The sequence below is a fragment of the Mycobacterium sp. AMU20-3851 genome, from assembly GCF_043974665.1.
Taxonomy (GTDB): Bacteria; Actinomycetota; Actinomycetes; order Mycobacteriales; family Mycobacteriaceae; genus Mycobacterium.
Genome location: NZ_CP146371.1, coordinates 1,082,991 through 1,106,432, shown reverse-complemented (window position 1 = coordinate 1,106,432; position 23,442 = coordinate 1,082,991). Strand labels below are relative to the sequence as shown.

Sequence of the window (23,442 nt, the reverse complement as noted above, 5' to 3'; positions counted from 1 at the left end):
GTTACACCACAATGGAGCCATGCAGATAGCGCTGGCGCTGGGCAGCGGAGGGGCACGCGGTTACGCGCACATCGGGGTGATCAACGAGCTGACCGAACGCGGCTACCAGATCGTCGGTATCGCCGGATCCTCGATGGGTGCGCTGGTCGGCGGTCTGCACGCCGCCGGCAAGCTCGACGAGTTCGCGCAGTGGGCCGGGTCGCTGACCCAGCGCGCGGTGCTGCGCCTGCTCGATCCGTCGCTCAGCTCGCCCGGTGTGCTGCGGGCCGGGAAGATCCTCGACGCGGTGCGCGACATTCTCGGCGACGTCACCATCGAAGATCTGCCCATCCCGTACACCTCGGTGGCGACCGACCTGATCGCCGGGAAGTCGGTGTGGCTGCAGCACGGCGCGCTCGACGATGCGATCCGCGCGTCCATCGCGATTCCCGGCATCTTCACCCCGCATGTGCTCGACGGCCGGTTGCTGGCCGACGGCGGCATCCTCGACCCGCTGCCGATGGCACCGCTGTCGGCGGTCAAGGCCGACCTCAGCATCGCGGTCAGCCTGGCCGGAGGCGACCCGACGGTCCGGTTGGACGAGCCGCAGCCGCGGGTGACCACCGCGCGATTGAGTCGGATGTGGCGCAGCACAACGGCTCTGCTCGACACATCGACAGCACAGCGGGTGATGGACAGCCCGGCCGCCAAGTCGGTGCTGGGCCGGTTCAGCAGCTCCCTGGAGGATGGCGCCGAGGCCGCCGAATCGCTGGCCGATACCGATATCCCGGAGCTCCCCCGGCTGGGCAGCTTCGAGATCATGAACCGCACGATCGATATCGCGCAGTCCGCGCTGGCCCGGCACACCTTGGCCACCTACCCGCCCGATCTGTTGATCGAGGTGCCCCGCAACGCGTGCCGCAGCCTGGAGTACCACCGGGCCGAGGAGGTCATCGAGATCGGTCAGGAGCTGGCGGCCGCGGCGCTGGATGCGCTGGGGTGAGCGGCCCGGATCAGTCCGTGAGGAAGTCCGTGAGCGCGGCGGCGACCCGGCGGCCCTGAGCCCGCCCCGCCACCGCAGACGGTTGCCGGCAAGCCGGGTCCAGCGGATTGCGCCCGAACGCGGCGAGCGCGTCATCGTCGGCGAACACCGTGAACGTCCGGCCGGGAAACGCGGCGATCTCAGCGCCCGTGCCGTCGCCGAACGGGGACGGCGTGTTCTCCCCCGCCGGCACCAGCACCACCGCCACGTCGCAGTCCTGCGCGACGGCCATGTGCACGGAGCTGCCCACGCCGCCGTCCATGTACCGGCGCCCGGCTATGGTCACCGGCGGCCAGGCTCCGGGCACCGCACAACTGGCGGCGACGGCGTCGACCATGGAGACACCGGAATCGCGGCTGAAGACCACCAATTCACCTGTGCCGGTGTCGATGGCGGTGATGCGCAGATCCCGGTCTGGCCATTCGTGGGACGGTAGCCGGTGTTCGATGACGGTACGGCGCACCGACTCCGGCACGGTCTGGGCGGCCAGCGCGATCGCACCGATGCGCTGCAACCGTTCCCGGGTGCTGCCCGGGGTGCCCAGCGCGGTCAGGAACACTGTCGTGATGTCGTCGACGGTCACGCCGGAGTCGATCTCATGGGAATCCACGGCGGTCTGCCGAGCGTAGAGTCCGTCGAGGTCCGCGCCGGCGCCGATCTGGGCGGCGACCGCCGAACCCGCCGAAGTACCCAGCAGCACATCGGATTTCAAGAGTTTCGAAGCGGCATCCGGCGCCGCATCGGTGATGCCGGCCAGCACACCGGTCTCCCAGGCGATGCCGGCCAGCCCACCGCCGGCCAGGACCAATGCGAGCGGCATACCTCAGCGCACCAGCAGATTCGACAGTTCCTCCAGGGACTGGCGGGCGTAACCCTTCCACAGCCGGCCGAAGACGGGCAGCGCGGGTGCGGCCAGTGCCGAGCGGGGGTGGATCGTCCACTGCCAGGTCACCTCGGTGCCGGTGCCGACAGGCGCGAACAGCCATTGCCCGTCGACGTGATCGACCAGCGGTGCCAGCGGTCCCTTGATCTGCGACAGGGTGTATCCGAAGGACCGTGGCGGGTCGTAGGAGGTCAATTCCTCCCGCATGCTGCCGCCACCGGTGAGCAGTACCGTGCGCGACTGTCCGGCGCCATCCCAGTCCCCGGTCTGGTCGCGGGTCGCCTTGATCGGCGGGATGGGCCCGTACCAGCGGCGGAACAGGTCCGGCAGCGGCAGCGGCACCGTCCCGGCGAACAGTTCGACGGGAGCGAGCGGGATCGCTCGTGATTGCTCCACCACCAGTGGTTGCGCCATGATGGCCATACTAGCGAGGGAGCAAGATGACCATCGATACCATGCGCGCCCAGCGGTTCTACGCGGACACCAAAACCTTTGCCGTCGAGGACGTTCCGATACCCGATCCGGGGCCCGGCGAGGTCCTGGTGAAGGTTGCCTTCTGCGGCATCTGCCATTCCGATCTCAGCCTGATCAACGGAACGTTCCCGGCCCAGGTCCCGGTCGTCACGCAGGGCCACGAGGCCTCGGGCACCATCGCCAGGCTGGGGCCCGGGGTCACCGGTTGGGCCGTCGGCGACCGGGTTGTCGTCGCGGCCGGCAAGCCGTGCCAGGCCTGCCCGAACTGCGCCCGCGGCGATTTCGCCAACTGCCTGCGGATCCGGTTGATGGCGTTCGCCTATGACGGCGCCTGGGCGCAGTACACCGTGGCGCAGGCGTTCGGACTGACGCGGGTCCCGGACAACGTGCCGCTGGAGCAGGCCGCGATCCTTGCCGATGCGGTGTCCACGCCCTACGGCGCGGTGGTCCGTACCGCCGGGCTGGGTATCGGGGAATCGGTGGGCGTGTGGGGCGTCGGCGGGATCGGAACACACATCGTGCAGTTGGCCCGGCTGGTCGGGGCGGCGCCCATCATCGCCGTGGACATCAAACCGGCCGTACTGGACCGGGCTCTGGAGCTGGGCGCCGACCACGCTTTCGATGCCCGCGATGGTGCCCTGGGCGAGAAGATCACCGCGCTCACCGGCGGGCGCGGTCTGGACGTCGCCTTCGACGCGGTGGGCCTCGGCTCGACGTTCGATCAGGCCCTGGCGAGCCTGACCATGGGCGGTCGGCTGGTCGGGGTGGGCATGAGCGCCGACGCCCCCAGCATCGGGCCGACCTCGTTGTTCAACCTGAACCGCAAACAGGTGCTCGGCCATCTGGGTTACCAGAATGCCGATATCGCGACGCTGGCCAACCTGCTGTCGCTGGGCCGCCTCGACGTGAGCCGTTCGATCAGCGCCATCGTGTCACTGGAGGACGTGGCGGCCGGAATCGAGAAACTGGAGCGGGCCGACGGCGACCCGATCCGGATTCTGGTGCAGCCCTGACTACCTGAGCCGCGGCGCGGCCTTGCCACCGAAGAACGGCAGATCCCGGTAGGTCGCCACCCCGGGCGGGGCGGCGCACACCGCGGGGATCGAGTTCACGCAGTGTGCGGCGGTCGCGACAACGCCAGGTTCGGCAGAGTCGCCGATCGAGCCGGAGCCCGGGCCGTCCTCGCCGACCTCACCCTGGAATCCCTTGATGGAGACCGTGAAATCGGGATTGCCGCGAACCTCCATCTCGTATCGCTGCCCTTCGGGCCCGAAATCCCATGCCGGGTCCAGGTTCTGCTCCCCCATCAACCAGTTCACCGTCACCCGCACCACCACTTCGCCGCCGACCAGCGCCTCCCAATGAAATTTACGGGCCGCCACCTGTCCGGGTTCGATGATCCCGATCGGCGATTCGATCGGGGCGGTGGCCACCGCGATTTCCTGGCGGGCAACGATTTTCGGTTCGGCGTTGAAGCCGAACTGGTCGACGCACATCCGCACGGCCTGGATGAAACCGCCGTCGAGCAGTTTTTGCATCGGACCGGACAGCGCCTTGTCGGGGGTATTGCCGAAGCCCATCACGTGCCGGACCACATCCGGGGCGTGGTAGGTGCGCAGATCCGAGAACTCCTCGGCCCGAACGAAGGTCACCCCGGTGGACATCGCCGAGAACAGCACCGGGAACTTCTCGCTGATACCGCCCGGCGCGATGCCGGTGCCGTGCAGGGTGGCATTGCCCGCCAGTCCGGCCTCCCGCAGTTGCGCGGCCTGCTTCTCGCTCGGATACACCCAACCGACGGGGGTCACGACGTTCTTGCCCGACCGCAGCAGGGCCGCGACCTCGTCCGGGTTCGGCATCAGCGGTGCGTAGACGACGGCATCGGCGTCCAGCGCCAGGATGTCCGCCATGCTGGTAGTGGCGGTGACGCCCAGCGGCGAGCCGCCGATGAGTTCCCCGACGTCGCGGCCGTGTTTGGACTCCGAATGCACCCAACAGCCCACCAACTCGAGATCCGGGTGCTCCAGCACTGCCTTGATCGCGGCGACGCCGACTCCGCCCGTGGCCCACTGCACGACCCGCAATGCCATGTTCCGTCCCTTCACCGAACTAGAACACGTTCTACCACTCCCGGTGTGCGGTGCGGGCAACAACGGGCTTCAGCACAGCGATCGGTGGGCGGGTCCAGGTCGCGCCGACCGTGGACCCGCTCAGCATGTGCTCCGCGGCGCCCGCAGGGGTTATGTTGGGCCTCGACCGCAGCGCAGCGAAAGGGGCAGCCATGCCGAATCGGGTATTTGTCGTCGGAGTCGGGATGACGAAGTTCGAGAAACCGGGCCGACGTGAGGGCTGGGATTACCCGGACATGGCGCGCGAATCGGGCACCAACGCGCTGACCGACGCAGGCATCGAATACACCGAGGTGCAGCAGGGCTTCGTCGGTTACTGTTCCGGCGATTCGACCTCCGGGCAGCGTGCGCTCTACGAACTGGGCATGACCGGTATCCCGATCGTCAACGTCAACAACAACTGCTCCACCGGGTCGACAGCGCTCTATCTGGCCGCCCAGTCGATCCGGGGTGGGCTCGCCGACTGTGTGATCGCGTTGGGGTTCGAGAAGATGCAGCCGGGTTCGCTCGGCGGTGGCGCCCAGGACCGCGAATCCCCGATGATGCGCCATATCGTGGCGCTCAACGAGATCGAGGAGATGCAGTTCCCGGTGGCGCCCTGGATGTTCGGCGCCGCCGGCCGCGAGCACATGAAGAAATATGGCACCACCGCAGAGCATTTCGCCAAGATCGGCCACAAGAACCACAAGCACTCGGTGAACAACCCGTACGCGCAGTTCCAGGATGAGTACACCCTCGACGACATCCTGGCCGCCAAGATGATCTCCGACCCGCTGACCAAACTGCAGTGCTCCCCCACCTCGGATGGGTCGGGTGCGGCCATCGTGGTCAGCGAGGCCTTCGTCGATTCACACGGACTCGCCGATCAGGCGGTCGAGATCGTGGGCCAGGCGATGACCACCGACTTCGCCTCCACGTTCGACGGAAGCGCCGCGAACCTGATCGGCCACGAGATGAACGTCAAGGCCGCACAGCAGGTATATACACAGTCCGGACTGGGCCCCGAGGACTTCCAGGTCATCGAACTGCACGACTGCTTCTCGGCCAACGAGTTGTTGCTCTACGAGGCGCTGGGCCTGTGCGGACCGGGCGAGGCCCCGGCGCTGATCGACAACGAAGACACCACCTACGGCGGGCGCTGGGTGGTCAATCCGTCCGGCGGGCTGATCTCCAAGGGCCATCCGCTGGGCGCGACCGGCCTGGCCCAGTGCGCCGAGTTGACCTGGCAGCTGCGCGGCACCGCCGACAAGCGTCAGGTCGACAATGTGAGTGCGGCCCTACAACACAACATCGGACTCGGCGGCGCGGCCGTGGTGACCGCCTACCAGCGGGCCCAGCGTTAGGGCTTGTCACCTCCGGGCCCGGGTACCCGCGGCGCGTTGGCCGGATTCCCGGGCGACGGTTCGGCACCGGCCTGCAGTTCCCGCTGCCGGGCCTCCAGTATCTCGAGCACCGGCACCCGAGCGGCATGGCCTGCTTCATAGGTGAGCACCTCGATCAGTGCCTGTTCGTCGAGTGCACGGATCCGGTGTCGTAGGTCGCCGATGGTGATCTGGTCGTAGTCCGGGATCGGCAGGCCGCTGTCGGTCATGACGGTTCACCTCGGCCCGTTGCGTCATCGACCACGGGGAACAGCGACTCGCCATCCTCCGGTGCGCCGTCGACCTGTCCGCGGTGGCGACCGGAATCGACGCCTGCGGTGTCCACCGGGGCGTCGGGTCCGGGCGCCATGTCGGCGTCGACGTCGGGCTCCTCCTGCGCCAACCGGTGGTCCAGGGAGTCGCCTTCTCGTTGCTCCTGCGCGGACATGCCGAACTTGTCCGCGCCGGTCCAGTCATCGGGCGGATCCACCACCTCGTCGCCGTCGGCGTTGCGGACGTCGTCGGAGTCGGTGGCCTCCATCGGACTCAGCAGGTCGTCCGCGCCGCCGAGATCGTTGGCGGACGTGCCGTCTGTTTCGTCGGTGCTCATCCCCTACGGATTGACCAACCGGCGCGGGACTAAACGTATCCGCCGGTGATCAGAGTGTGGTGACCTCATAGGCGCCCTCGGCGTGCCTGGCCCGGATGGTCTTCTTGTCGTACTTGCCGACGCTGGTCCGCGGCACCTGCTCGACGAAGGTCCAGCGCTCGGGCAGCCACCAGCGAACCACCTTGTCGGCCAGGTACTCTCGCAGTTCTTCCGGGCTGTGGGTAGCGCCCTCCTGCAGCACCACGACGGCGAGCGGACGCTCCTGCCACCGATCGTCGGGCACCCCGACGACGGCCGCCTCCAGCACACCGGGATGTCCGATCAGGTGATTCTCCAGCTCCACCGAGGAGATCCACTCCCCGCCGGACTTGATGACGTCCTTGGCGCGGTCGGTCAGGGTCACGAACCCGTCCGCGTCGATGCGGCCGACGTCACCGGTGCGCAGCCATCCGCTGTCGAACTTCTCCGCGTCCCGGCCCAGGTAGTAGCCGCCGGTGATCCACGGGCCGCGAACCTCCAACTCGCCCACCGCTTCTCCGTCGGCGGGCAACGGCTGCCCGGCGTCGTCGACGATGCGGATCTCGACCCCGCACATCGGCCGCCCCTGCGTGGTGCGCATCTCCCAGTGCCGGTCCTCGGCCACGCCGGGCAGCGGTTTGGCGACCGTGGCCACCGGCGACGTCTCGGTCATCCCCCAGGCCTGCTGGATGTAGACGCCGTGCCGCTGCTCGAAGATCTGCATCAGCGACAACGGCACCGCCGATCCGCCGCAGGCGACCAGTCGCAGAGACGAAATGTCATGTCCCGGACTCTTTTCCAGGCAGTTCATCACATCGTTCCAGATGGTCGGCACCGCCCCTGCCAGGGTGGGCCGTTGCGACTCGATCAGTTCGATCAGCGAGGCTCCGTCCAGGAAGCGGTCCGGCATGACCAGGTCGGCGCCGGCCATCAGAGCGGCGTAGGCCAGCCCCCACGCGTTGGCGTGGAACATCGGCACGATCGGCAGCACCACATCGCTGCTGCTGACGTCCAGCGCATTGGCGGTGCACGTGTTCAGCGAGTGCAGATACGTCGAACGATGGCTGTAGACAACACCTTTCGGGTTACCGGTGGTGCCACTGGTGTAGCACATGGCGGCCGCCGAGTTCTCGTCGACGTCCGGCCAGTCGAACGCGGTCGGCTGCCCGGCCAGCACGTCGGCGTAGGCCAGCACGGTGATGTCGGTACCGGCCAGCGGGGCGGTGTCCCCGCCGCCGGTGACGATGACGGTGTGCACCGTCTTCAACAGGGGCAGCACCGGCGCCAGCAGCCCCACCAGTGACCCGTCGGCCACGATCACCTTGTCCTCGGCCTCGTTGGCGATGAACGCGATCTGCTCTGCGGACAGCCGGATGTTCAGGGTGTGCAGCACCGCTCCCATCGCCGGAGCCGCCAGGTACACGGCCAGGTGCTCGGCGTTGTTCCACATGAAGGTGCCCACCCGCTGATCGCCGGTGATGCCCAGACCGCGCAGCCCGTGCGCGAGCTGGGCCGCCTGCTCCCCGAGTTCGGAATAGGTGGTGCTGCGGTAGCCCCCCTGCCCGGTCGCGGTGGTGACGACGCGGTCGCCGTTCACTCCGCACGCGTGCCGCAGGATCGCGGCGATGGTCAGGGGCCAGTTCTGCATGGTGGACAGCACCCGAGCGATGTTAGTGCCATCACAGACCGGGGTGCCGACGAATCGGCAACTGGCGGCGATGTATCCGGCGGCGAACCGCTACCGGTGGAGCGGCCGGGTCAGACCCCGACCGGGGCGAGTTCGCGCACCTCGTCGAAGGCGACCGCGTCGAACGGCGAGTACATCGGCGCGGGCGCGGCGACGCGGAACGCGGTGACGTTGCCGTCGACGTCGGCGATGTAGAGCCGGTCGCCGGGGGTGTTGAGAGCGGCCGCCATCGGACGGGCACCGACAGTGATGGTTTCGACGATCTCCCGGGTGACCGTGCAGAGCACCGCGACCTGGTCGTAGTCGACGACGTAGGCGAGCGCTCCGTTGGCGGACAGCGCCATCTGGATCGGCAGCGTGCCGGCGCCGATGCTGGCGGTGATGGCGAAGGTTTTGGGGTCGATGACCTCGATGACGCCGCGGGCCTCCAGGTCGGAGGTCAGCACGTAGACCGTGCCGTCGGCCGCGACGGCGAGGTCGCGGATCGGCGCCCCGAGGGCGATCGACTTGCGCGCCTTGGCCGTTTCGGTGTCGACGACCACGAGTCGGCTGCCGGTGCTGGTGGTGACGGCCACGTAGAGCCGGCGCCCCGACGGGTCGAGGGCCAGGCTGTCGATGACGGACGTGGCGCCGAGGGCGATGTCGATGGTGCCGACGCGCTCCGCGGTGACGTCGATGACCGCGACGTCCACGTGATCCTGTCCGGCGCGTGCGGCGTAGGCGCGCTTACCGTCCGGAGCCGCGGCGACCGCGGTGACCGTGAACGCCAGGGGGTAGGTCGCCACCACGGCGTTGGTCCGGGTGTCGATGACCCCGATGGCGTCCGCCTCGGCCGCGCTGATGACCACGAACGCACGGTCATCGGTGACGGCGACCGCGAAGGGCTCTCCGTCGACGGGCACCCGCGCGGGCGCCCCGGCGGAGTCCGGGCGGACCACCGACACGCTGGCGTCGCCGTAGTTGGCCATCACGATGGCGCCGGCGTTGGCAGACAGGTCGGCGATCGGACCGTGGTTGATGGCGACCGAGCCCGCGAAGGCGGTCTGCGGGTCGTTCAGCGCTGCCGCGTTGGCGCGCACGAATACACTTGCCATTTCTTCGACACCTCCGCCGGATGACGATCCGGCACTAGATTCAGTCGGCGTGCACTCTGTTGAGCGCATTGGAATCGAGTCTAGCGACGGAAAAAGGTACCGAATCCGGGTCGCGGCCGCGCGCCGAGTTAACGGGCCCGCAACCTCTCATATGTCCCTCAGAAAAAGATTGTTATGCACTTGTGACCTAACCATAGCAACGCCCAAGAACATCATTCATCTGCATACACTCCGGCTTCGGCTAATCGCCGGGAAGCCTCGAACCCCATCTGTCACACAGTGTTTCCTCAGAACCCAAGCCAAAAATGAGCGGCAGATCACAGCCGACACGCAGCAAACTTTCCGGCGTTCCGACGGCCACGCGGTACGGCGGAATACCTGAATTGACGTTGCTGCCAGATTAGCGGAAGGATCAGGGAAGCGGGATGTAGGACAGCTCCGGAACGGCTTTGACGGTGCGTCCGGACCAGATGTGCGGCGCCGTGCCCGGGGCGCCCATCTCGGTGATCCGGAGATAGCCACCGTCGGCCCGGTTCGAGATGGCGTCCACCCAGGCGACATGACCCGAGTCCGGGGCGTCCAGCACCCCCGGCGGAATCACCACCAGGGCGCGCTCGCGCGGATCGCCGGTCACGGTCCAGCCCGCGGTCTGCGCCTGGGCCACCAGGTCGCGCGGTGCGCCCCGCACCGCCGGATAGGACCGCTTCCCGGAGGCGAAGTACCACTTCTCCAGCGCACCCCACAGCGGCGTGCCCTCTTCGGCGGGGTTGTGGCCGACGGTCGCGGCCGGGCGCGGCAGCGCCGGGCGCACCGATTCGGTGGCGCACGGTGGGACGACGGGGTCATTCGACCCGGTGACCAGCATTGCGTCGGTGACGTAGCCACCGTCGGCCAGCCGGTTCCACAGGGTGGTCGTCAGGTTGAAGGGGCCGCCGCTGAACACCGTGCCGCGCGCATGGCAGGTGATGAGGACCCGGGAGCCGTCGGGCAGCGTGCCGACCCGGCGGCTCGTGGTGGACGGCGCCGACCGCACGTTCAGGTCACCGCTGCCGGTGTGCACGGTGACGCTCACTGCACCCGCGGTCGCCTCCGGCGCCGCGCCGGCCGGGACCTCCGCCAGCCCGATGCAGGCCGCCAGCACCGCGGGCACCACAAGCGACATTCGCCGAGACAATCCAGTCGTGTGCACAGCAAGCCTTTCGGACACCGGTCGCAAGAATGCTAATTCCGGCTCGAACTATTTGCTGTGGGGTCGGGATTTATTTGCTGAACCGAGATCTAACCGGCTTCCCGGACACCGAATCGACTCACCCTCGCAGGACCGGCCGCCGGCGGCGGGGCTTCAGCGCCACGCATATCTCGTCTTGGGCCGGCCGGCCTTGCCGTAATCGGTGTTCCGGGTCACCGTGCCCTCGTCGGCGAGGCGTTCCAGGTACCGCCACGCCGTCACCCGGGAGACCCCGACCTGCGCCGCGGCCTCATCGGCGGTCAGGCCCTCCGGGCAGTCGCGGACCGCCCGGGCGATCTCGTCGTTGGTCTGCGGGGACGCCCCTTTCGGGGTGATCGTTTTGTCCGTGCCGACCCGCAGTTCGGCCATCGCGCGGTCTACCTCGGCCTGACTGGCCGCCTCGGTGCCGGCGGGCAGTGCCGTGCGGTACCGGCGATAACGCTCAAGCCGGTCCCGGAACGCCGCGAAAGTGAACGGCTTGAGCAGGTAGGCCAGCGCACCGTGGGCGACGGCGGCCCGCACCATCTCCAGGTCGCGTTCGGAGGTGATGGCGATGATGTCGGGCGCTGGCCGCAACCCGGACAGCCCCGACGCCAGTGTGATGCCGCTGGCATCGGGCAGACCGAGGTCCAGCAGCACCAGGTCGATCGGCTCGCCGGCAGCCGCCGCGTCGGCCGCCGCGCGCATCGCAGCACGGGCGGTGTGCGCCACTGCCGTCGACGAAAAGCCCTCCAGCCGAAGGAGATAGGCCTGGTGCGCCTCGGCGATCAGCTCATCGTCCTCGACGATGAGCACCCTGATCACCACGGGGTCCCCGCGCTGTCCGCCGGTATCTCCACGGTCACCACCGATCCATAGCTGACATCGGCGCTCAGTGTGCCACCGTGGCGCTGCACCACCTGCGCCACCAGCGCCAGCCCCAGGCCGTGTCCGGCGCCGGTCTTGGTCGAATATCCTCGCTTCCGGGCCTGGGCGAACATCTCCGCGTCCATCCCGGTTCCACTGTCGGCGACCGTGATTCGCAGCGTCGACTCATCCTGGAGCACGGTCACCTCGACCCACGGATCGCCCCGGTCGCAGGCGTCCATGGCGTTGTCGATGAGATTGCCCAGCACGGTGACCAGTTCCTGCCCGGTCAACACCACATCCGAGGGCAACTGGGTGTCCTCGGTAACGGTGAGGGCGATGCCGCGCTCGTCGGCCTGGGCGGTCTTACCCAGCAGCAGCGCCACCAGCGCCGGCTCGGCGACCGCCTCGGACAACCGGTCCACCAGCCGCTGGGACAGTTCCAGTTCCCGGGTGGCCACCGCGACGGCCTCCTGCGGCCGACCCATCTCCACCATCGTGATGACGGTGTGCAGCTTGTTGGCCGACTCGTGGGCCTGAGCCCGCAGCGAGTCAGTGAGCACCTTCAGCGAGCTGAGTTCACCCAGGGCGTCTTGCAATTCGGTCCGGTCGCGGACAGTCACCACCTCACTTCGGGAGTCCGGCACCCGCGCCCGGTTGACCACCAGCACGCGGTCGTCGGTCACATGCACTTCGTCACGCACCCCCGGATCCCGGGTCCGCAGGAAGTCGGGTAGGTCCGCGACCGTCACCCTGCCCGGTGGCAGCGCCAACAGCCGGCGAGCCTCGTCGTTGACGAGAACGACACCCGTGCTGTCCTTTTCGTCCAACACGATCAACCCCTCGGACACGGCGTGCAAGATCGCATCGTGATGGTCGTACATCACCCGCAGTTCATCGGGACGGAGTCCATGCGTCTGGCGCAACAACCTGCGCCTGATTCCCCATACCCCGATCACCGAAACCACCAGGGCACCAATCGCTACCGCCACAATCGTCGGCCACTGATCACGCCAGCGCTCGGCCAGACTCTGTTGCAGGATGCCGGCGGCGACCATCCCGATCACCCGGCCGTCGGCATCGTGCACCGGCGCCACCGCACGGATGGACGGGCCGAGCGTGCCGGTGTAGACCTCGGTGAACGATTCACCGCGCAGCGCGGGTTCGATGTTGCCCAGATAGCTGCCGCCGATCTGGTTGGGGTCGGTATGGGTGAAGCGGGTGCGGTCGGGCGCCATGATGGTGATGAAAGCGATGTCGGCGTGCCTGCGTACCAGCTCGGTGACCGGCTGCAGCGTCTCGCTGGCATTGCCCGCCTCTATCGCGGCCGCCGTGGAGGGAGCGTCGGCCAGCGCGGCGGCGATGCCCAGCACCTGCGCCTCGGCCGCCGCGTCACCGTCGCGACGGGCGTCGAGCAGCGCCAGCGCGCTGCCGGCCACCACGATCAACGTGATCACCAGGATCTGCAGTGCGAACGCCTGGCCCGCCAGCGACCACCGCGACATTCGGTCGGCCACCATGTGGCCACCTCCCGTGAACGAAATGAACTAAAGCGTGACCTGGCTCACCCGGCGTTCAACCATCCTTACATGACTATTTCTCCCGGCGCCGCGCCGAAGCGGCGCGACCGCACCCATTGGCTCTACATCGCGGTGATCGTCGCCGTCGTCGCCGGTGTGGCCGTCGGCATCCTCGCCCCCGATGTGGGCAAGAGCGTCGGCGTCCTCGGCACCATGTTCGTGGCGCTGATCAAGATGATGATCGCGCCGGTCATCTTCTGCACCATCGTCTTGGGCATCGGCTCGGTACGCAAGGCCGCAACCGTCGGGAAGGTCGGCGGCCTGGCCTTCGTCTACTTCCTGGCGATGTCCACCTTCGCGCTGGGCATCGGACTGGTGGTCGGCAATCTGCTGCACCCGGGCCAGGGCCTCAACGTCACCGACACCGCCGGTAAGGGCGCCGAACTCGCCGACAAAGCGCACGAAGCCGGTGGGCTGCTGGACTTCGTGCAGAGCATCATCCCGACCTCGATGTTCTCCGCGCTCACCGAAGGCAGTGTGCTGCAAGCGCTTTTCATCGCGCTGCTGGTGGGGTTCGCGATCCAGGGCCTGGGTGCAGCGGGCGATCCGATCCTGCGCGGGATCGAGCACCTGCAGCGGCTGGTCTTCAAGGTCCTGGTGATGATCCTCTGGCTGGCGCCGATCGGGGCGTTCGGCGCCATCGCCAACGTGGTCGGTCAGACCGGGTGGGCCGCGGTCGGGCAACTGATGACCCTGATGGTCGGCTTCTACCTGACCTGCGCGATCTTCGTCTTCGGTGTGCTCGGTGTGCTGCTGCGCGCGGTGGCCGGGGTCTCGATCTTCAAACTCGTGCGCTATCTGGCCCGCGAGTACCTGTTGATCGTCTCGACGTCCTCCTCGGAGTCGGCCCTGCCGCGCCTGATCGCCAAGATGGAGCATCTGGGCGTGGACCGCTCGACCGTCGGGGTGGTGGTCCCGACCGGGTACTCGTTCAATCTGGACGGCACCGCGATCTACCTGACCATGGCCTCGCTGTTCATCGCTGGGGCACTTGGGGATCCGCTGAGCGTCTCCGAACAGATCGGACTGCTGGTGTTCATGATCGTCGCGTCCAAGGGCGCCGCCGGAGTCACCGGTGCCGGCCTGGCCACCCTGGCCGGCGGACTGCAGGCACACCGTCCCGACCTGCTCGACGGTGTGGGTCTCATCGTCGGCATCGACCGGTTCATGTCCGAGGCGCGGGCGCTGACCAACTTCTCCGGCAACGCGGTCGCGACGCTGCTGGTCGGCTCCTGGACCAAGACCATCGACCGCGACCGGGTGGACGCCGTCCTGGCCGGGCAGGCCCCGTTCGACGAAGTGACCATGCTCGACGACCACGAGCGCCGGCCCGAGGCGCCCGAGCCGGTGCGCACCCCGGTGCCGGTGTAGGGCTCGCCGCAACCGGCGGCGCCGGAGCCATCCCCCTCGGTGGTTCCGGCGCCGCCATCGTGCGCCGTTGACCCCGGTGAAACCGCACGAGTATGCGACCATCGGGCCATGAACCCGCAGGATGATCCGGAAGCCCGGATCCGCGCGCTGGAACCCATCGAACTCGGGTCCGAGAACGGGGCCTACACCGCGCCGCTGCCGCCGCCCATCCAGCACTGGCCGGGCCAGGCCGGGTACGGCCAATCCCCTTACGGTGCAGACCCTTACACCACCGGGTACACGTCGCCCTATCCGGCGGTCCCACAGCAACCCCGAACGGGTCTGCGTCCCTGGATGGTGATCGTCCCGCTCGTGGTGACCGTCCTCGCCCTGGCAGGTGGCGCAGCGTTGTTCGTCATGACCTCCGGCACCTCGACCCCGGGCGTGCCCGCGATCTCCGGCGGCGGTGACGTACTCACCGACGAACCCGACGCACCCGTGCTGCCGACGATCATCGAACTTCCCGGGGCACAGGTGCCGTCGGACGCGACCCCGGAACCGGGCACCACCCTGACCATCAGCGGGATCGGTGCCCACAAGTCCGTCACGTGCAACGACAACGTCGTCATCATCAGCGGCGCGAACAACACGGTGGACATCACCGGGCATTGCGTGGCGGTGACGGTGTCAGGATTCGACAACGGCGTCACCGTGGAATCGACCACCCAGATCGCGGTGTCGGGATTCGACAACACCGTCACCTACCGCACCGGGACGCCAGAGGTGAGCGAATCGGGCAACGGGAACTCGATCGGCCAGGGGTGACCGGCAACTGCGCGCGGTTGTGCAATTTCAGCAACGAACACCGGGTGGCGGAACGTCGCAGCCCGGCGGGACACAGGCTGCACACAGGGAAGACTTAGCTTAGGCTTAGGTAATCTGCTAGCTTAACCAAGTCATACCGGGTGGGGTGGTCCGTTCTGGTCCCCTCCAAGCCGGCAGCACCACATTCAGCGAGGTCAGTGGGACATGCGCATTGTTTCGTTCGGTTTCCAGACCTGGGGGGTCAAGACCCTCCAGGCGCTCATCGACCTCGGCCACGACGTGGCACTGGCGGTCACCCACCCGGCCAGCGACGACTCCTACAAGGGGATCTTCTCGGACTCGGTCGAAGATCTCGCTCGCAGCAACGACATCCCGGTCCATCTGACCGAACGGGTCGACAACGAGACCATCGACCTGGTCAAGCGCGCAGAACCCGACGTCATCGTGGTCAACAGCTGGTACACCTGGATGCCGCCGGAGCTCTACAACCTGCCGCCGCACGGCACCCTGAACCTGCATGACTCGCTGCTGCCCAAGGGAACCGGCTTCTCCCCGGTCATCTGGTCGCTGATCAGCGGGGAATCCCAGATCGGCCTGACCGTGCACCGGATGGACGAGAACCTCGACACCGGCGACGTGCTGGTCCAGCACTCGCTGCCGATCGGACCGAAAGACACCGGAACCGAACTCGTGGAACGCGGCATCGATCTGATTCCCGGGGTCTTGAAAGAGGCGCTGACCGCCCTGGAGTCCGGTACCCCGCAGTGGCGGCCGCAGGACAAGGCCGCACGCACCTACTTCCACAAGCGTTCCGAGCGGGACAGCCTGATCGACTGGACCTGGCCGGCCGAGGATCTGGAGCGGCTCGTGCGCGCGCTGTCGGCGCCCTATCCCCCGGCCTACACCTACTACCGTGGTGATCGGATCGAGGTTCTGGAAGCGAAGGTCTCCGAAATCCGTTACGGCGGAACGCCGGGCCGGGTGATCGTGCAGGAAGGCGGCGGTGCGGTGGTCTCCGGTCCCGCTGCCTACCGGGGTGGCAACCTCGGGCTGGTGATCACCCGGGTACGGACCGCCGACGGCGCCGAACATTCGGGGGACAAGTTCTTCCGGCGCGGTGGCTACCTGACGGCGGCCGCCGGCTGATCCGCCCCGCTCACACGATCCGCAGCCGCAACGCGGCGGCAGTCGCCGGCCCCACGATGCCGTCGACCTCCAATCCACCGTATCGACGCTGGAATTCGCGCACCGCAGGCTCGGTCCGCGGTCCGTAGACGCCGTCGACGAGGAGGTCGCCGGCATAAGCCGGATAGACGGTCTTGAGCAACCGTTGCAGTTCGGCCACCTGCGGGCCGGTACTGCCGCGGTACAGCAGGATGCCGGTGTATTCGCCGACCGGCACCCGTGGCCTCGGAGTCGGCGCGCCGCCCGGGGCCGACGCGATGGCCACCGCGATATCGGCCCGCAGGACGTCCATGTCGATGGCACCCGGATCCCACTTACCCTGAGCCCAGGCCGCGTACTCCTTGTGCCCGATCGTGCGGGCCGACGTCTGCCCGAGGTACCGGTTGATCGCCGCGCAGCAGCGAACCAACGCGAAATACTGTGCCTCCGGCCAGTTTCGACGATGGGGCGCCGACGGACTGGTCCCACTGTTGGCGCATTCGATACCGATCAGGTGCCAGTTGCCCATGTTCGCCGGTACCCATGGATACATGCCGATGCCGGCGTGCCAGGCGACCCCGGCGGCCACCACGGTGACCGTCCCGTCGCGCGCGATGTGCAGTTGGGACAGCGGGCCGGCCAGATCCGGACGGCCCTCGGCGATGGACGCCGCACTCGCGGTGTCCGAACCGGTGTGATGCACCATCACACCGCGCAGATCCTTGAACGCGCCATGTCCACGACTGCGCCAGCCCGGGTACTCGACCGGCGCCAGCCCCTCGGCCCGCAGCACCACGGCCAGCCACGTCGGATCCCGTACTCCGGCGCTGATCTGCGGCACTACGGCCTCACAGCACCTTGGACAGGAACTCCTGCAGCCGTGGATGTTTGGGGTTGCCGAACACCTCTTCCGGGGAGTCGTCCTCGACGATGTTGCCGTCGGCCATGAAGATCACCCGCGACGCCACCTCCCGCGCGAACCCCATCTCGTGGGTGACCACCACCATCGTCATGCCGGCGGCGGCCAACTGGCGCAGCACCTCCAGCACGTCACCGACCATCTCCGGATCCAGTGCACTGGTGGCCTCGTCGAACAGCATGATCGACGGGTTCATCGCCAGCGCCCGCGCAATCGCGACCCGTTGTTTCTGCCCACCGGACAACGTGGCGGGCTTCACGTCGGCCTTCTCGGCCAAGCCGACCTGGGCCAGCAGCTCGCGGGCCTTCTTCTCGGCGGCGGCCTTGTCCGATTTCTTCGTCAGCAGCGGTGCCAGCGTGACGTTCTCCAGCACCGTCATGTGCGGGAACAGATTGAAATGCTGGAACACCATGCCGATGTGCTGACGGACCTTGTCCAGGTTGACCTTCGGATCGGTGAGGTCGTAGTTGTCGACGGTCACCTTCCCGGCGGTGATGTCCTCCAGCTTGTTCAGGCATCGCAGGAACGTCGACTTGCCCGAGCCCGAAGGCCCGATGACGCAGACCACTTCGCCCTGGCTGATCGTGGTGCTGATGCCATCCAGGACCAGCAGATCCCCGAAGGACTTCTTCAGCCCTTCGATGCGGATCTTGACGGTGCCCTCCGGATCGGCAGAGGCCGCTTCGGTTACCAGTTCACTCATTTCACGAGCCGCCTTTCCAGTCTGTCCGAAAGCTTGGTCAGCGCCATGATGACGATGAAGTAGATGATGCCGACGATCAACCACATCTCGAAGGCCTTGTAGTTGCCCGCGATGATGATCCGGCCACTCTGCGTGAGCTCGGCGATACCGAGCACGGACAGGATCGAGGTGTCCTTCAAGGTGATGACGAACTGGTTGATGTAGGACGGGATCATGGTGCGGACCGCCTGCGGCAGAATCACTTTCCGCATGGTGGGCAGATAGCCGATTCCCAGGCTGCGGGCCGCCTCCATCTGCCCCTTGTCCACCGACAGAATGCCGCCCCGGACGATCTCGGTCATATATGCGCCGGCGTTGAGCGAGAGCGTGATGATGCCCGCGGTGACCGCCGACATCTGGAACCCGAGCGTCGCGGGGATACCGAAGTAGATGAAGAAGGCCTGCACCAGCAGCGGGGTGCCGCGGAAGATGTCGACGAAGGTGGTGCCGATGGCGCGCAGCCAGATCGACCGGGACACCCGGGCCAGGCCGAAGATGACACCGAGGATCAGCGCGAAGAAGATCGACACGACCGTCAGGATGATGGTCATCTTCAAGCCGGCCAGCAGCATCGGGCTGGTGCTCTTGATGAGCCCGAAGAACGAGGTGTCGTTCTCGGTGGCCGCTTCACCGAGGTAGCTGCCGATGATCTCGTCGTAGCGGCCGGACTCGCGCAGGTTGTTCAACCCGGTGTTGAACTTCTGCAGCAGTTCGGGGTTACGCCCTTTGTTGACCGCGAATCCGTACCCGGTGGGGTCCTCCTTGGGCGTCACGGTCTTGAAGCCGTTGCCCTGGGCGATTCCGTACAGCAGCACCGGGTAGTCCTCGAACACCGCGACCGAGTTGCCGGTCTTCACCTCGTCGAACATGGTCGAGGAGTCGGCGAAGGAGACGACCTCGAAGCCGTACTCGTCCTTGATCGAGTTCGCGAAATCGGAGCCCTGGGTGCCGTTCTTGACCGATACCCGCTTACCCCTCAGGTCCGCGTAGGACTTGATCTCGTCGTTGGAGTCGAGCACCGCCATCTGCACACCGGACTCGAAGTAGGGTTCGGAGAAATCGAACACCTTCTTACGTTCGTCGGTGATGGACATGCCCGCGATCACGCCGTCGACCTGGTTGGCCTGCACGGCCTGCAGGGCCGCGTCGAAACCGAGCGGCTTGATGTCGACGGTGAACTTCTGGTCCTCGGCGATCGCCCGGATCAGATCCATGTCGATGCCGACGAAATTCCCCTGGTTGTCCTGGAATTCGAACGGAGCGAAGGTGGTGTCGGTGGCGATGGTGTAGTTCTCACCCTCGGCCGTCGCCGTCGCGGGAGCGAGCACCGCGGTCCCGAACAGCGCCACCAGCAGACCGGCGATCAGAACCGTGACCTGCTGTCTGTACCGCCGGCTCCGTATACGCCGGCCATCCGGCGAGGTCTCGGCTCGCATGTTTGGTCTCCCCTCCGCTGCGCTTGGAGGTTCACGCTAACGCCGCGAGCGCCCTCTGCGCGTGATCTCCACGATCACGGGTGGTTCGGCATCCGCAGACGGTCACTCGGGCGGTGAGTAGCCCTGCAGGTAGGGAGTTCTCGGACGCGGCGACATGAACGACGGGAGCCGGGGCGACCGGTCGGGTTTGAGGGCGGGCAGACCGACCGAGGACCACACCGTGGAGGCCGTCCCCTTGGAAGCGGTGATACCGAAATCCCGGGCCAGGTGCGGGCGATACGGCCGGGCGGGGCCGAGCAGCTCGTTTCCGGAGTGGTTCTCCCCGGTATCCACGTGATAGACCGCGCCGGAGAACGGTAGCGGCTCCAGCACCCGGCCGCGTTGCTCCCACCACTCCAGCGAGTACCGGTGATTGCCCAGAACCTGTTCCAGGCCGTCGCCGAATCCGTCGGCGATCTCCTGCTGGCTCGCCGACGCGGTGAGGTGGGCCGGGACCTCGTAGGCCTGCAGCGGGACGATGAAGGAGGTGCCGCAGATGCGGAACAGTCTGCGTTGCAGGGTGTAGGCGTTGCGGGCCCGTGAGTACATGACGCCGCGCTTGAGCACCCACCCCGGCCGGCCCGGGTTGTCGCGGGTGAACGCGGCGAGATCCCGGTGCACGAAATCGTCGGCGTCGACCTGCATGACGTACTCGGGGTCGAACTCCCCCGCGGCGACCAATCCCACGCCGACCTTGGTGCCCTTGTCCCACACCAGCGGCGCGTTGCCGGTCTGTGCCGCCCGCTGCAGCGACGGGCGGACGAAGTCCACCTCGACGAAGTGCGTCCTGGGCGGCAGGCGGAACGACGGCGCACGGTTTCCGACCACGATGACGACGTAGTCGTCACAGGTCTGCCTGGTGACCGAGGCCAGGGTGTCCTGTAGCAGGGCTTCGACCCGCCCGTAGTCGGCGGAGTTGTGCGGGTGGCGCAGGGTGGTGATGAAGGCCAGCATCAGCAGCCACCCCGCCCGTCGGGCGTCACTCCCATGAAAACCCTTGCTCCGTTTCTGCCGAACAGCACAACCTGAGGACTTTCTCAGCGAATTTCCGACTCGCTGAATGCTGAACGGCCGATGGCTGCCCAAGCCGACGGCCGCAGGGTGGCCCGGCCGGCCCGAGCGGCGGCCTCTGCCGACCGCCAGGGCGGATGAGACCCTGTGCATTTTCTGTGAAGCTGGGTGCGGACACTCGGCTTCGCGCCGCGAGCTGCGCATAGTCCGAATCGGCACCCTGCCCCCGGCGCGCAGTTCCCAGCGACTCCACAGGTTAGGCTAACCTGCCTAAATATTCCACTTGTGAGCGAGTTCCCGAAGGATCAGCATGCGCGTCAGCACGGTTCGACACCGCAGCCGCAGATTCAGCAAACATCTTGGCGCCATCGGACCGGTCCGGATGGCGCAGGTCGCGGGGATCTTTCGCGGCACGGGCAGCAGACCTCGCACACGCCGGGTGCTGGCCGCGGGAATCATCCTCACGGCCGGGGGCACCTTCCTGGCCGCCCGGTCCCGGCCGAGCGATGAGCCCACGGCCGACGTCGACCCCGCCGGGCCGATCCCGCAGGCGCCGGCGCTGCCCGACCGCCCGCTCGAACATCGCTGCGTTCCCGCTCATTTCGCGGCCACCGCGCACGAGCGCCCCGGTCAGGTCGCGATCCGCACCGTGAACTCGGCCGTGACCTACCGCGAACTGCTGAGCGCAACACACGCTTGCATTCGCCCGCGTCCCGCCGGCAGCGGGCCGCACGTCGCGCTGCTGTCGGCGCCGCTGACCCCGGCCGCGCTGGCCACCGTGCTCGGATTGTTCGCCTCGGGGATCGCCGTCGTGGCACTGGACCCCGCGATGCCGCAGAGCCGGGCGGGCAGAATCACGACGATCCTGACCGAGCACGGTTATCGGCTCCAGCACCTGCAGGTCCCCGATGAGCTCCCGGCCGGCCCGGTGCCCGAACCCGGCCCCGGGCTGGGCGCCGGTACGGGCCCCGACGACGTCGCCAGCATCCAGTTCACCTCCGGTTCCACCGGCACCCCGAAGGCGGTCCTGCATCCGCACGGTCTGTGGCTCGCCGACGCCCAACTGCTCAACGACCGCTTCGGGCTCGGCGACGGTCGCAAGGTCGCGCTGTGCATGCCGATCAGCTTCGCGGCCGGGCTCAACGTCGCGATCGCCGCACTGGTGGGCGGCGCGGAGATCATCGCGATCGACCCGCAGACGGTGTCCGCCGCCGAGGCGCTGGATCGCATTGTCGATGCGGAGGCCCAAGCGATCACCTGCACACCGGCTTTCGTCGATGCCCTGCACACCGCCGCCCGCGGCCGCACCCTGCCCGCAGTGCAACGCATCGTCACGACCGGTGAGCCCGCACACGCCCGGCACGTGCGACTGGCACGGGAGCTGGCGCCGAAGGCGGTGTTCACCAACTGGGCCGGTTCCACCGAGACACTGGCCATCGCCAGTTACGACATCCCGCCCACCGCGGCACTACCGCACGGCGTGATCCCGGTCGGGATTCCCGCCCCGCACAAGCGGATCGACATCGGCGAGGCGGGCGCCGTCTCCATCACCTCACGCCATCTCGCCCTCGGCTATCTGGATCCGTCGGCATCGGCGTCGGCCTTCACGACGCATCCGGACGGGTCGCGAACCTACGCCGGCGGCGACGTCGGGCGCTGGGATGAGCAGGGCAACCTGGTGCTGTCGGGTCGTGTCGATGCCACCGTCAAGATCCGCGGCTACCTCGTCGAACCATCCGAGATCGAGTCCACCCTGCTCAGCTATGACGATGTGCGGGAAGCGACGGTGGTCGCCGCGACGGTCGACGGTGCCGCCACCCTGACCGCCTATCTGTCCACCGACCCCGAGTCCCGCACACCGGCGGTCGCCGAACTGCGCGCCCGGTTGCACCGGGACCTGCCCGCCTACATGGTGCCCACACACCTGATGGTGTTACCCGCGCTGCCTCGCGGCGACCGCGGCAAGATCGACCGGATGGCGCTGCCGCCGGTGCAGGAGCCGGAGTTCGCCCCTCCCCGCGGAGCGGCCGAAACGTCGGTCGCCCGGCTGTGGTCGGAGGTGCTGCGCGTCCAGCGGGTGGGCCGCGAGGACGGCTTCTACGCCTTGGGCGGGGATTCACTGTCGGTGACGCAGATGCTGGCGCGCGTCACCGAGGTACACGGGGTCAGGCTCAAGCCTTCGGATCTGGCGGGCGCGCCGACGGTTGCGGAGTTCGCGGTGAAGTTGGCCGGCGGCACGACGGTGGGCCCATCGACCCGGGACTCGACGACCGTGGCGTTGCGCCCGGTGTCGGCGGATACCGTCGGCGCGCCGATCTTCTGTTTCCCGGGTGCCGGCGCCTCGTCGTTGTCCTTCAGGCCGCTGGCCGAGCGACTCGGCCCGCAGACCGCGGTATATGCGCTGGAGCCCAAGGGATTGGAGAAACGGGCGGTGCCGGATCTGTCGGTGCGCGCCGCGGCACGGCGCCAGGTCCGCAACCTGCGCCACGTCCAGCCGAGGGGCCCCTACATCCTGGTCGGGCACTCGTTGGGTGCCCATATCGCCTTGGAGGCTGCCCGGTTGCTCGAAGACGAGGGCGAGGCAATAGAACTGCTCGTGCTGCTCGATCCCTGGTTGTCGCCGCGGGCAGCCAGGCACGCGCGCCGCGATCTACCGGATGTGCAGGTGACACTTCAGGAGACGGTGCCCACGGACGCGCGGTCATGGTGGGAGCACCAGAAGAAGTTGCCGCTGGCCGGCCTGTTCGTCGGGGGTCTGAACCGCAGGACCGCGGCGGTCGAGGAGATCGGCATCATGACCGGGCTGCGCTACGTCCCGCAGCCCTGGGCCGGACGGGCTTTGGTGGTGTTGAGCCATCTGAACAAGGACGACCCGCGACTGTGGCCGCGGGTCCTCACCGGGAAACTCAGCGTCGAACGTCTGGAGTGCACCCACGCTTCGATCATCCGCGAGCCGCATGTCGGTGCGGTGCGCGCCCTGATCGACGATCTCCGCCACTGACTCCGACCCAAACGCGAACGGGCA

At 67.7% G+C, this 23,442-nt stretch carries 21 protein-coding genes; 7 read left to right on the top strand and 14 right to left on the bottom strand.

From position 1 onward, the window contains the following. Positions 1-19: 19 nt before the first annotated feature. Positions 20-982 carry a patatin-like phospholipase family protein gene (locus V4U86_RS05475; protein WP_395310271.1) on the top strand — a complete coding sequence of 321 codons (963 nt, stop codon included), beginning with the start codon at positions 20-22 and terminating at the stop codon, positions 980-982. A gap of 10 nt (positions 983-992) precedes the next feature. On the opposite strand, the gene V4U86_RS05470 is transcribed toward V4U86_RS05475, so the two are convergent. Both V4U86_RS05470 and V4U86_RS05465 read right to left on the bottom strand, forming a co-directional pair. After that, positions 993-1,841, bottom strand: coding sequence for a patatin-like phospholipase family protein (locus tag V4U86_RS05470; protein WP_395310270.1), 849 nt, complete (start codon positions 1,839-1,841; stop codon positions 993-995). Between the two features lie 3 nt (positions 1,842-1,844). After that, positions 1,845-2,318, bottom strand: a complete 474-nt coding sequence (locus V4U86_RS05465; protein WP_395310269.1) for an SRPBCC family protein — start codon at positions 2,316-2,318, stop codon at positions 1,845-1,847. Positions 2,319-2,344: 26 nt separating this feature from the next. Here V4U86_RS05465 and V4U86_RS05460 point away from each other — a divergent pair, with 26 nt between their 5' ends. Next, a complete protein-coding gene (locus tag V4U86_RS05460) occupies positions 2,345-3,391 on the top strand; it encodes a zinc-binding dehydrogenase (RefSeq protein ID WP_395310268.1) in 1,047 nt (348 codons plus the stop codon). Here V4U86_RS05460 and V4U86_RS05455 read toward each other — a convergent pair whose 3' ends face one another. Continuing rightward, on the bottom strand, positions 3,392-4,468 hold the full coding sequence (locus tag V4U86_RS05455) for an NAD(P)H-dependent amine dehydrogenase family protein (RefSeq protein WP_395310267.1): 1,077 nt from the start codon (positions 4,466-4,468) through the stop codon (positions 3,392-3,394). A gap of 191 nt (positions 4,469-4,659) precedes the next feature. Between V4U86_RS05455 and V4U86_RS05450 the strand changes: the two genes are divergently transcribed. Beyond that, positions 4,660-5,850 carry a lipid-transfer protein gene (locus V4U86_RS05450; protein ID WP_395310266.1) on the top strand — a complete coding sequence of 397 codons (1,191 nt, stop codon included), beginning with the start codon at positions 4,660-4,662 and terminating at the stop codon, positions 5,848-5,850. On the opposite strand, the gene V4U86_RS05445 is transcribed toward V4U86_RS05450, so the two are convergent. From V4U86_RS05445 to V4U86_RS05415, 7 genes are all read right to left on the bottom strand, one after another. Then, positions 5,847-6,098, bottom strand: a complete 252-nt coding sequence (locus V4U86_RS05445; RefSeq protein ID WP_395310265.1) for a hypothetical protein — start codon at positions 6,096-6,098, stop codon at positions 5,847-5,849. The genes V4U86_RS05450 and V4U86_RS05445 overlap by 4 nt on opposite strands. Beyond that, positions 6,095-6,478 carry a hypothetical protein gene (locus V4U86_RS05440; RefSeq protein WP_395310264.1) on the bottom strand — a complete coding sequence of 128 codons (384 nt, stop codon included), beginning with the start codon at positions 6,476-6,478 and terminating at the stop codon, positions 6,095-6,097. The genes V4U86_RS05445 and V4U86_RS05440 overlap by 4 nt, the downstream gene beginning before the upstream one ends. Positions 6,479-6,527: 49 nt before the next feature. Next, positions 6,528-8,156: a fatty acid--CoA ligase gene (locus tag V4U86_RS05435; protein WP_395310263.1), complete on the bottom strand. Its 1,629-nt coding sequence runs from the start codon at positions 8,154-8,156 to the stop codon at positions 6,528-6,530. 98 nt (positions 8,157-8,254) lie between these two features. Beyond that, the gene (locus V4U86_RS05430; RefSeq protein WP_395310262.1) at positions 8,255-9,277 is read right to left on the bottom strand and encodes a hypothetical protein; all 1,023 of its coding nucleotides are present in this window, start codon (positions 9,275-9,277) and stop codon (positions 8,255-8,257) included. Positions 9,278-9,689: 412 nt separating this feature from the next. Beyond that, on the bottom strand, positions 9,690-10,439 hold the full coding sequence (locus tag V4U86_RS05425; protein WP_395310261.1) for an amidase: 750 nt from the start codon (positions 10,437-10,439) through the stop codon (positions 9,690-9,692). Between the two features lie 180 nt (positions 10,440-10,619). Then, the gene (locus tag V4U86_RS05420) at positions 10,620-11,309 is read right to left on the bottom strand and encodes a response regulator (protein ID WP_395310260.1); all 690 of its coding nucleotides are present in this window, start codon (positions 11,307-11,309) and stop codon (positions 10,620-10,622) included. Beyond that, positions 11,306-12,871, bottom strand: a complete 1,566-nt coding sequence (locus V4U86_RS05415; protein ID WP_395310259.1) for a sensor histidine kinase — start codon at positions 12,869-12,871, stop codon at positions 11,306-11,308. The genes V4U86_RS05420 and V4U86_RS05415 overlap by 4 nt, the downstream gene beginning before the upstream one ends. Positions 12,872-12,940: 69 nt before the next feature. Here V4U86_RS05415 and V4U86_RS05410 point away from each other — a divergent pair, with 69 nt between their 5' ends. The 3 genes from V4U86_RS05410 to V4U86_RS05400 all read left to right on the top strand — a co-directional run bounded on the left by V4U86_RS05410 (position 12,941) and on the right by V4U86_RS05400 (position 16,252). Then, positions 12,941-14,302 carry a cation:dicarboxylate symporter family transporter gene (locus tag V4U86_RS05410; protein ID WP_395310258.1) on the top strand — a complete coding sequence of 454 codons (1,362 nt, stop codon included), beginning with the start codon at positions 12,941-12,943 and terminating at the stop codon, positions 14,300-14,302. 108 nt (positions 14,303-14,410) lie between these two features. Continuing rightward, positions 14,411-15,106 carry a DUF3060 domain-containing protein gene (locus tag V4U86_RS05405; protein ID WP_395310257.1) on the top strand — a complete coding sequence of 232 codons (696 nt, stop codon included), beginning with the start codon at positions 14,411-14,413 and terminating at the stop codon, positions 15,104-15,106. Between the two features lie 204 nt (positions 15,107-15,310). Further along, complete coding sequence (locus tag V4U86_RS05400; RefSeq protein ID WP_395310256.1) at positions 15,311-16,252, top strand: methionyl-tRNA formyltransferase; 942 nt, start codon at positions 15,311-15,313, stop codon at positions 16,250-16,252. A gap of 10 nt (positions 16,253-16,262) precedes the next feature. On the opposite strand, the gene V4U86_RS05395 is transcribed toward V4U86_RS05400, so the two are convergent. From V4U86_RS05395 to V4U86_RS05380, 4 genes are all read right to left on the bottom strand, one after another. Beyond that, the gene (locus V4U86_RS05395; protein ID WP_395310255.1) at positions 16,263-17,111 is read right to left on the bottom strand and encodes a peptidoglycan recognition protein family protein; all 849 of its coding nucleotides are present in this window, start codon (positions 17,109-17,111) and stop codon (positions 16,263-16,265) included. A 7-nt stretch (positions 17,112-17,118) separates the two neighbouring features. Further along, complete coding sequence (locus V4U86_RS05390; RefSeq protein ID WP_395310254.1) at positions 17,119-17,892, bottom strand: amino acid ABC transporter ATP-binding protein; 774 nt, start codon at positions 17,890-17,892, stop codon at positions 17,119-17,121. Beyond that, positions 17,889-19,367 (bottom strand): amino acid ABC transporter substrate-binding protein/permease, encoded by a 1,479-nt coding sequence (locus V4U86_RS05385; RefSeq protein WP_395310253.1) that lies wholly within the window; start codon positions 19,365-19,367, stop codon positions 17,889-17,891. Before V4U86_RS05385 ends, V4U86_RS05390 begins: the two co-directional genes overlap by 4 nt. Positions 19,368-19,469: 102 nt before the next feature. Further along, positions 19,470-20,360, bottom strand: a complete 891-nt coding sequence (locus V4U86_RS05380) for a glycosyltransferase family A protein (protein ID WP_395310252.1) — start codon at positions 20,358-20,360, stop codon at positions 19,470-19,472. Positions 20,361-20,856: 496 nt separating this feature from the next. Here V4U86_RS05380 and V4U86_RS05375 point away from each other — a divergent pair, with 496 nt between their 5' ends. Then, positions 20,857-23,418, top strand: a complete 2,562-nt coding sequence (locus V4U86_RS05375; protein ID WP_395310251.1) for an alpha/beta fold hydrolase — start codon at positions 20,857-20,859, stop codon at positions 23,416-23,418. Positions 23,419-23,442: the final 24 nt, after the last annotated feature.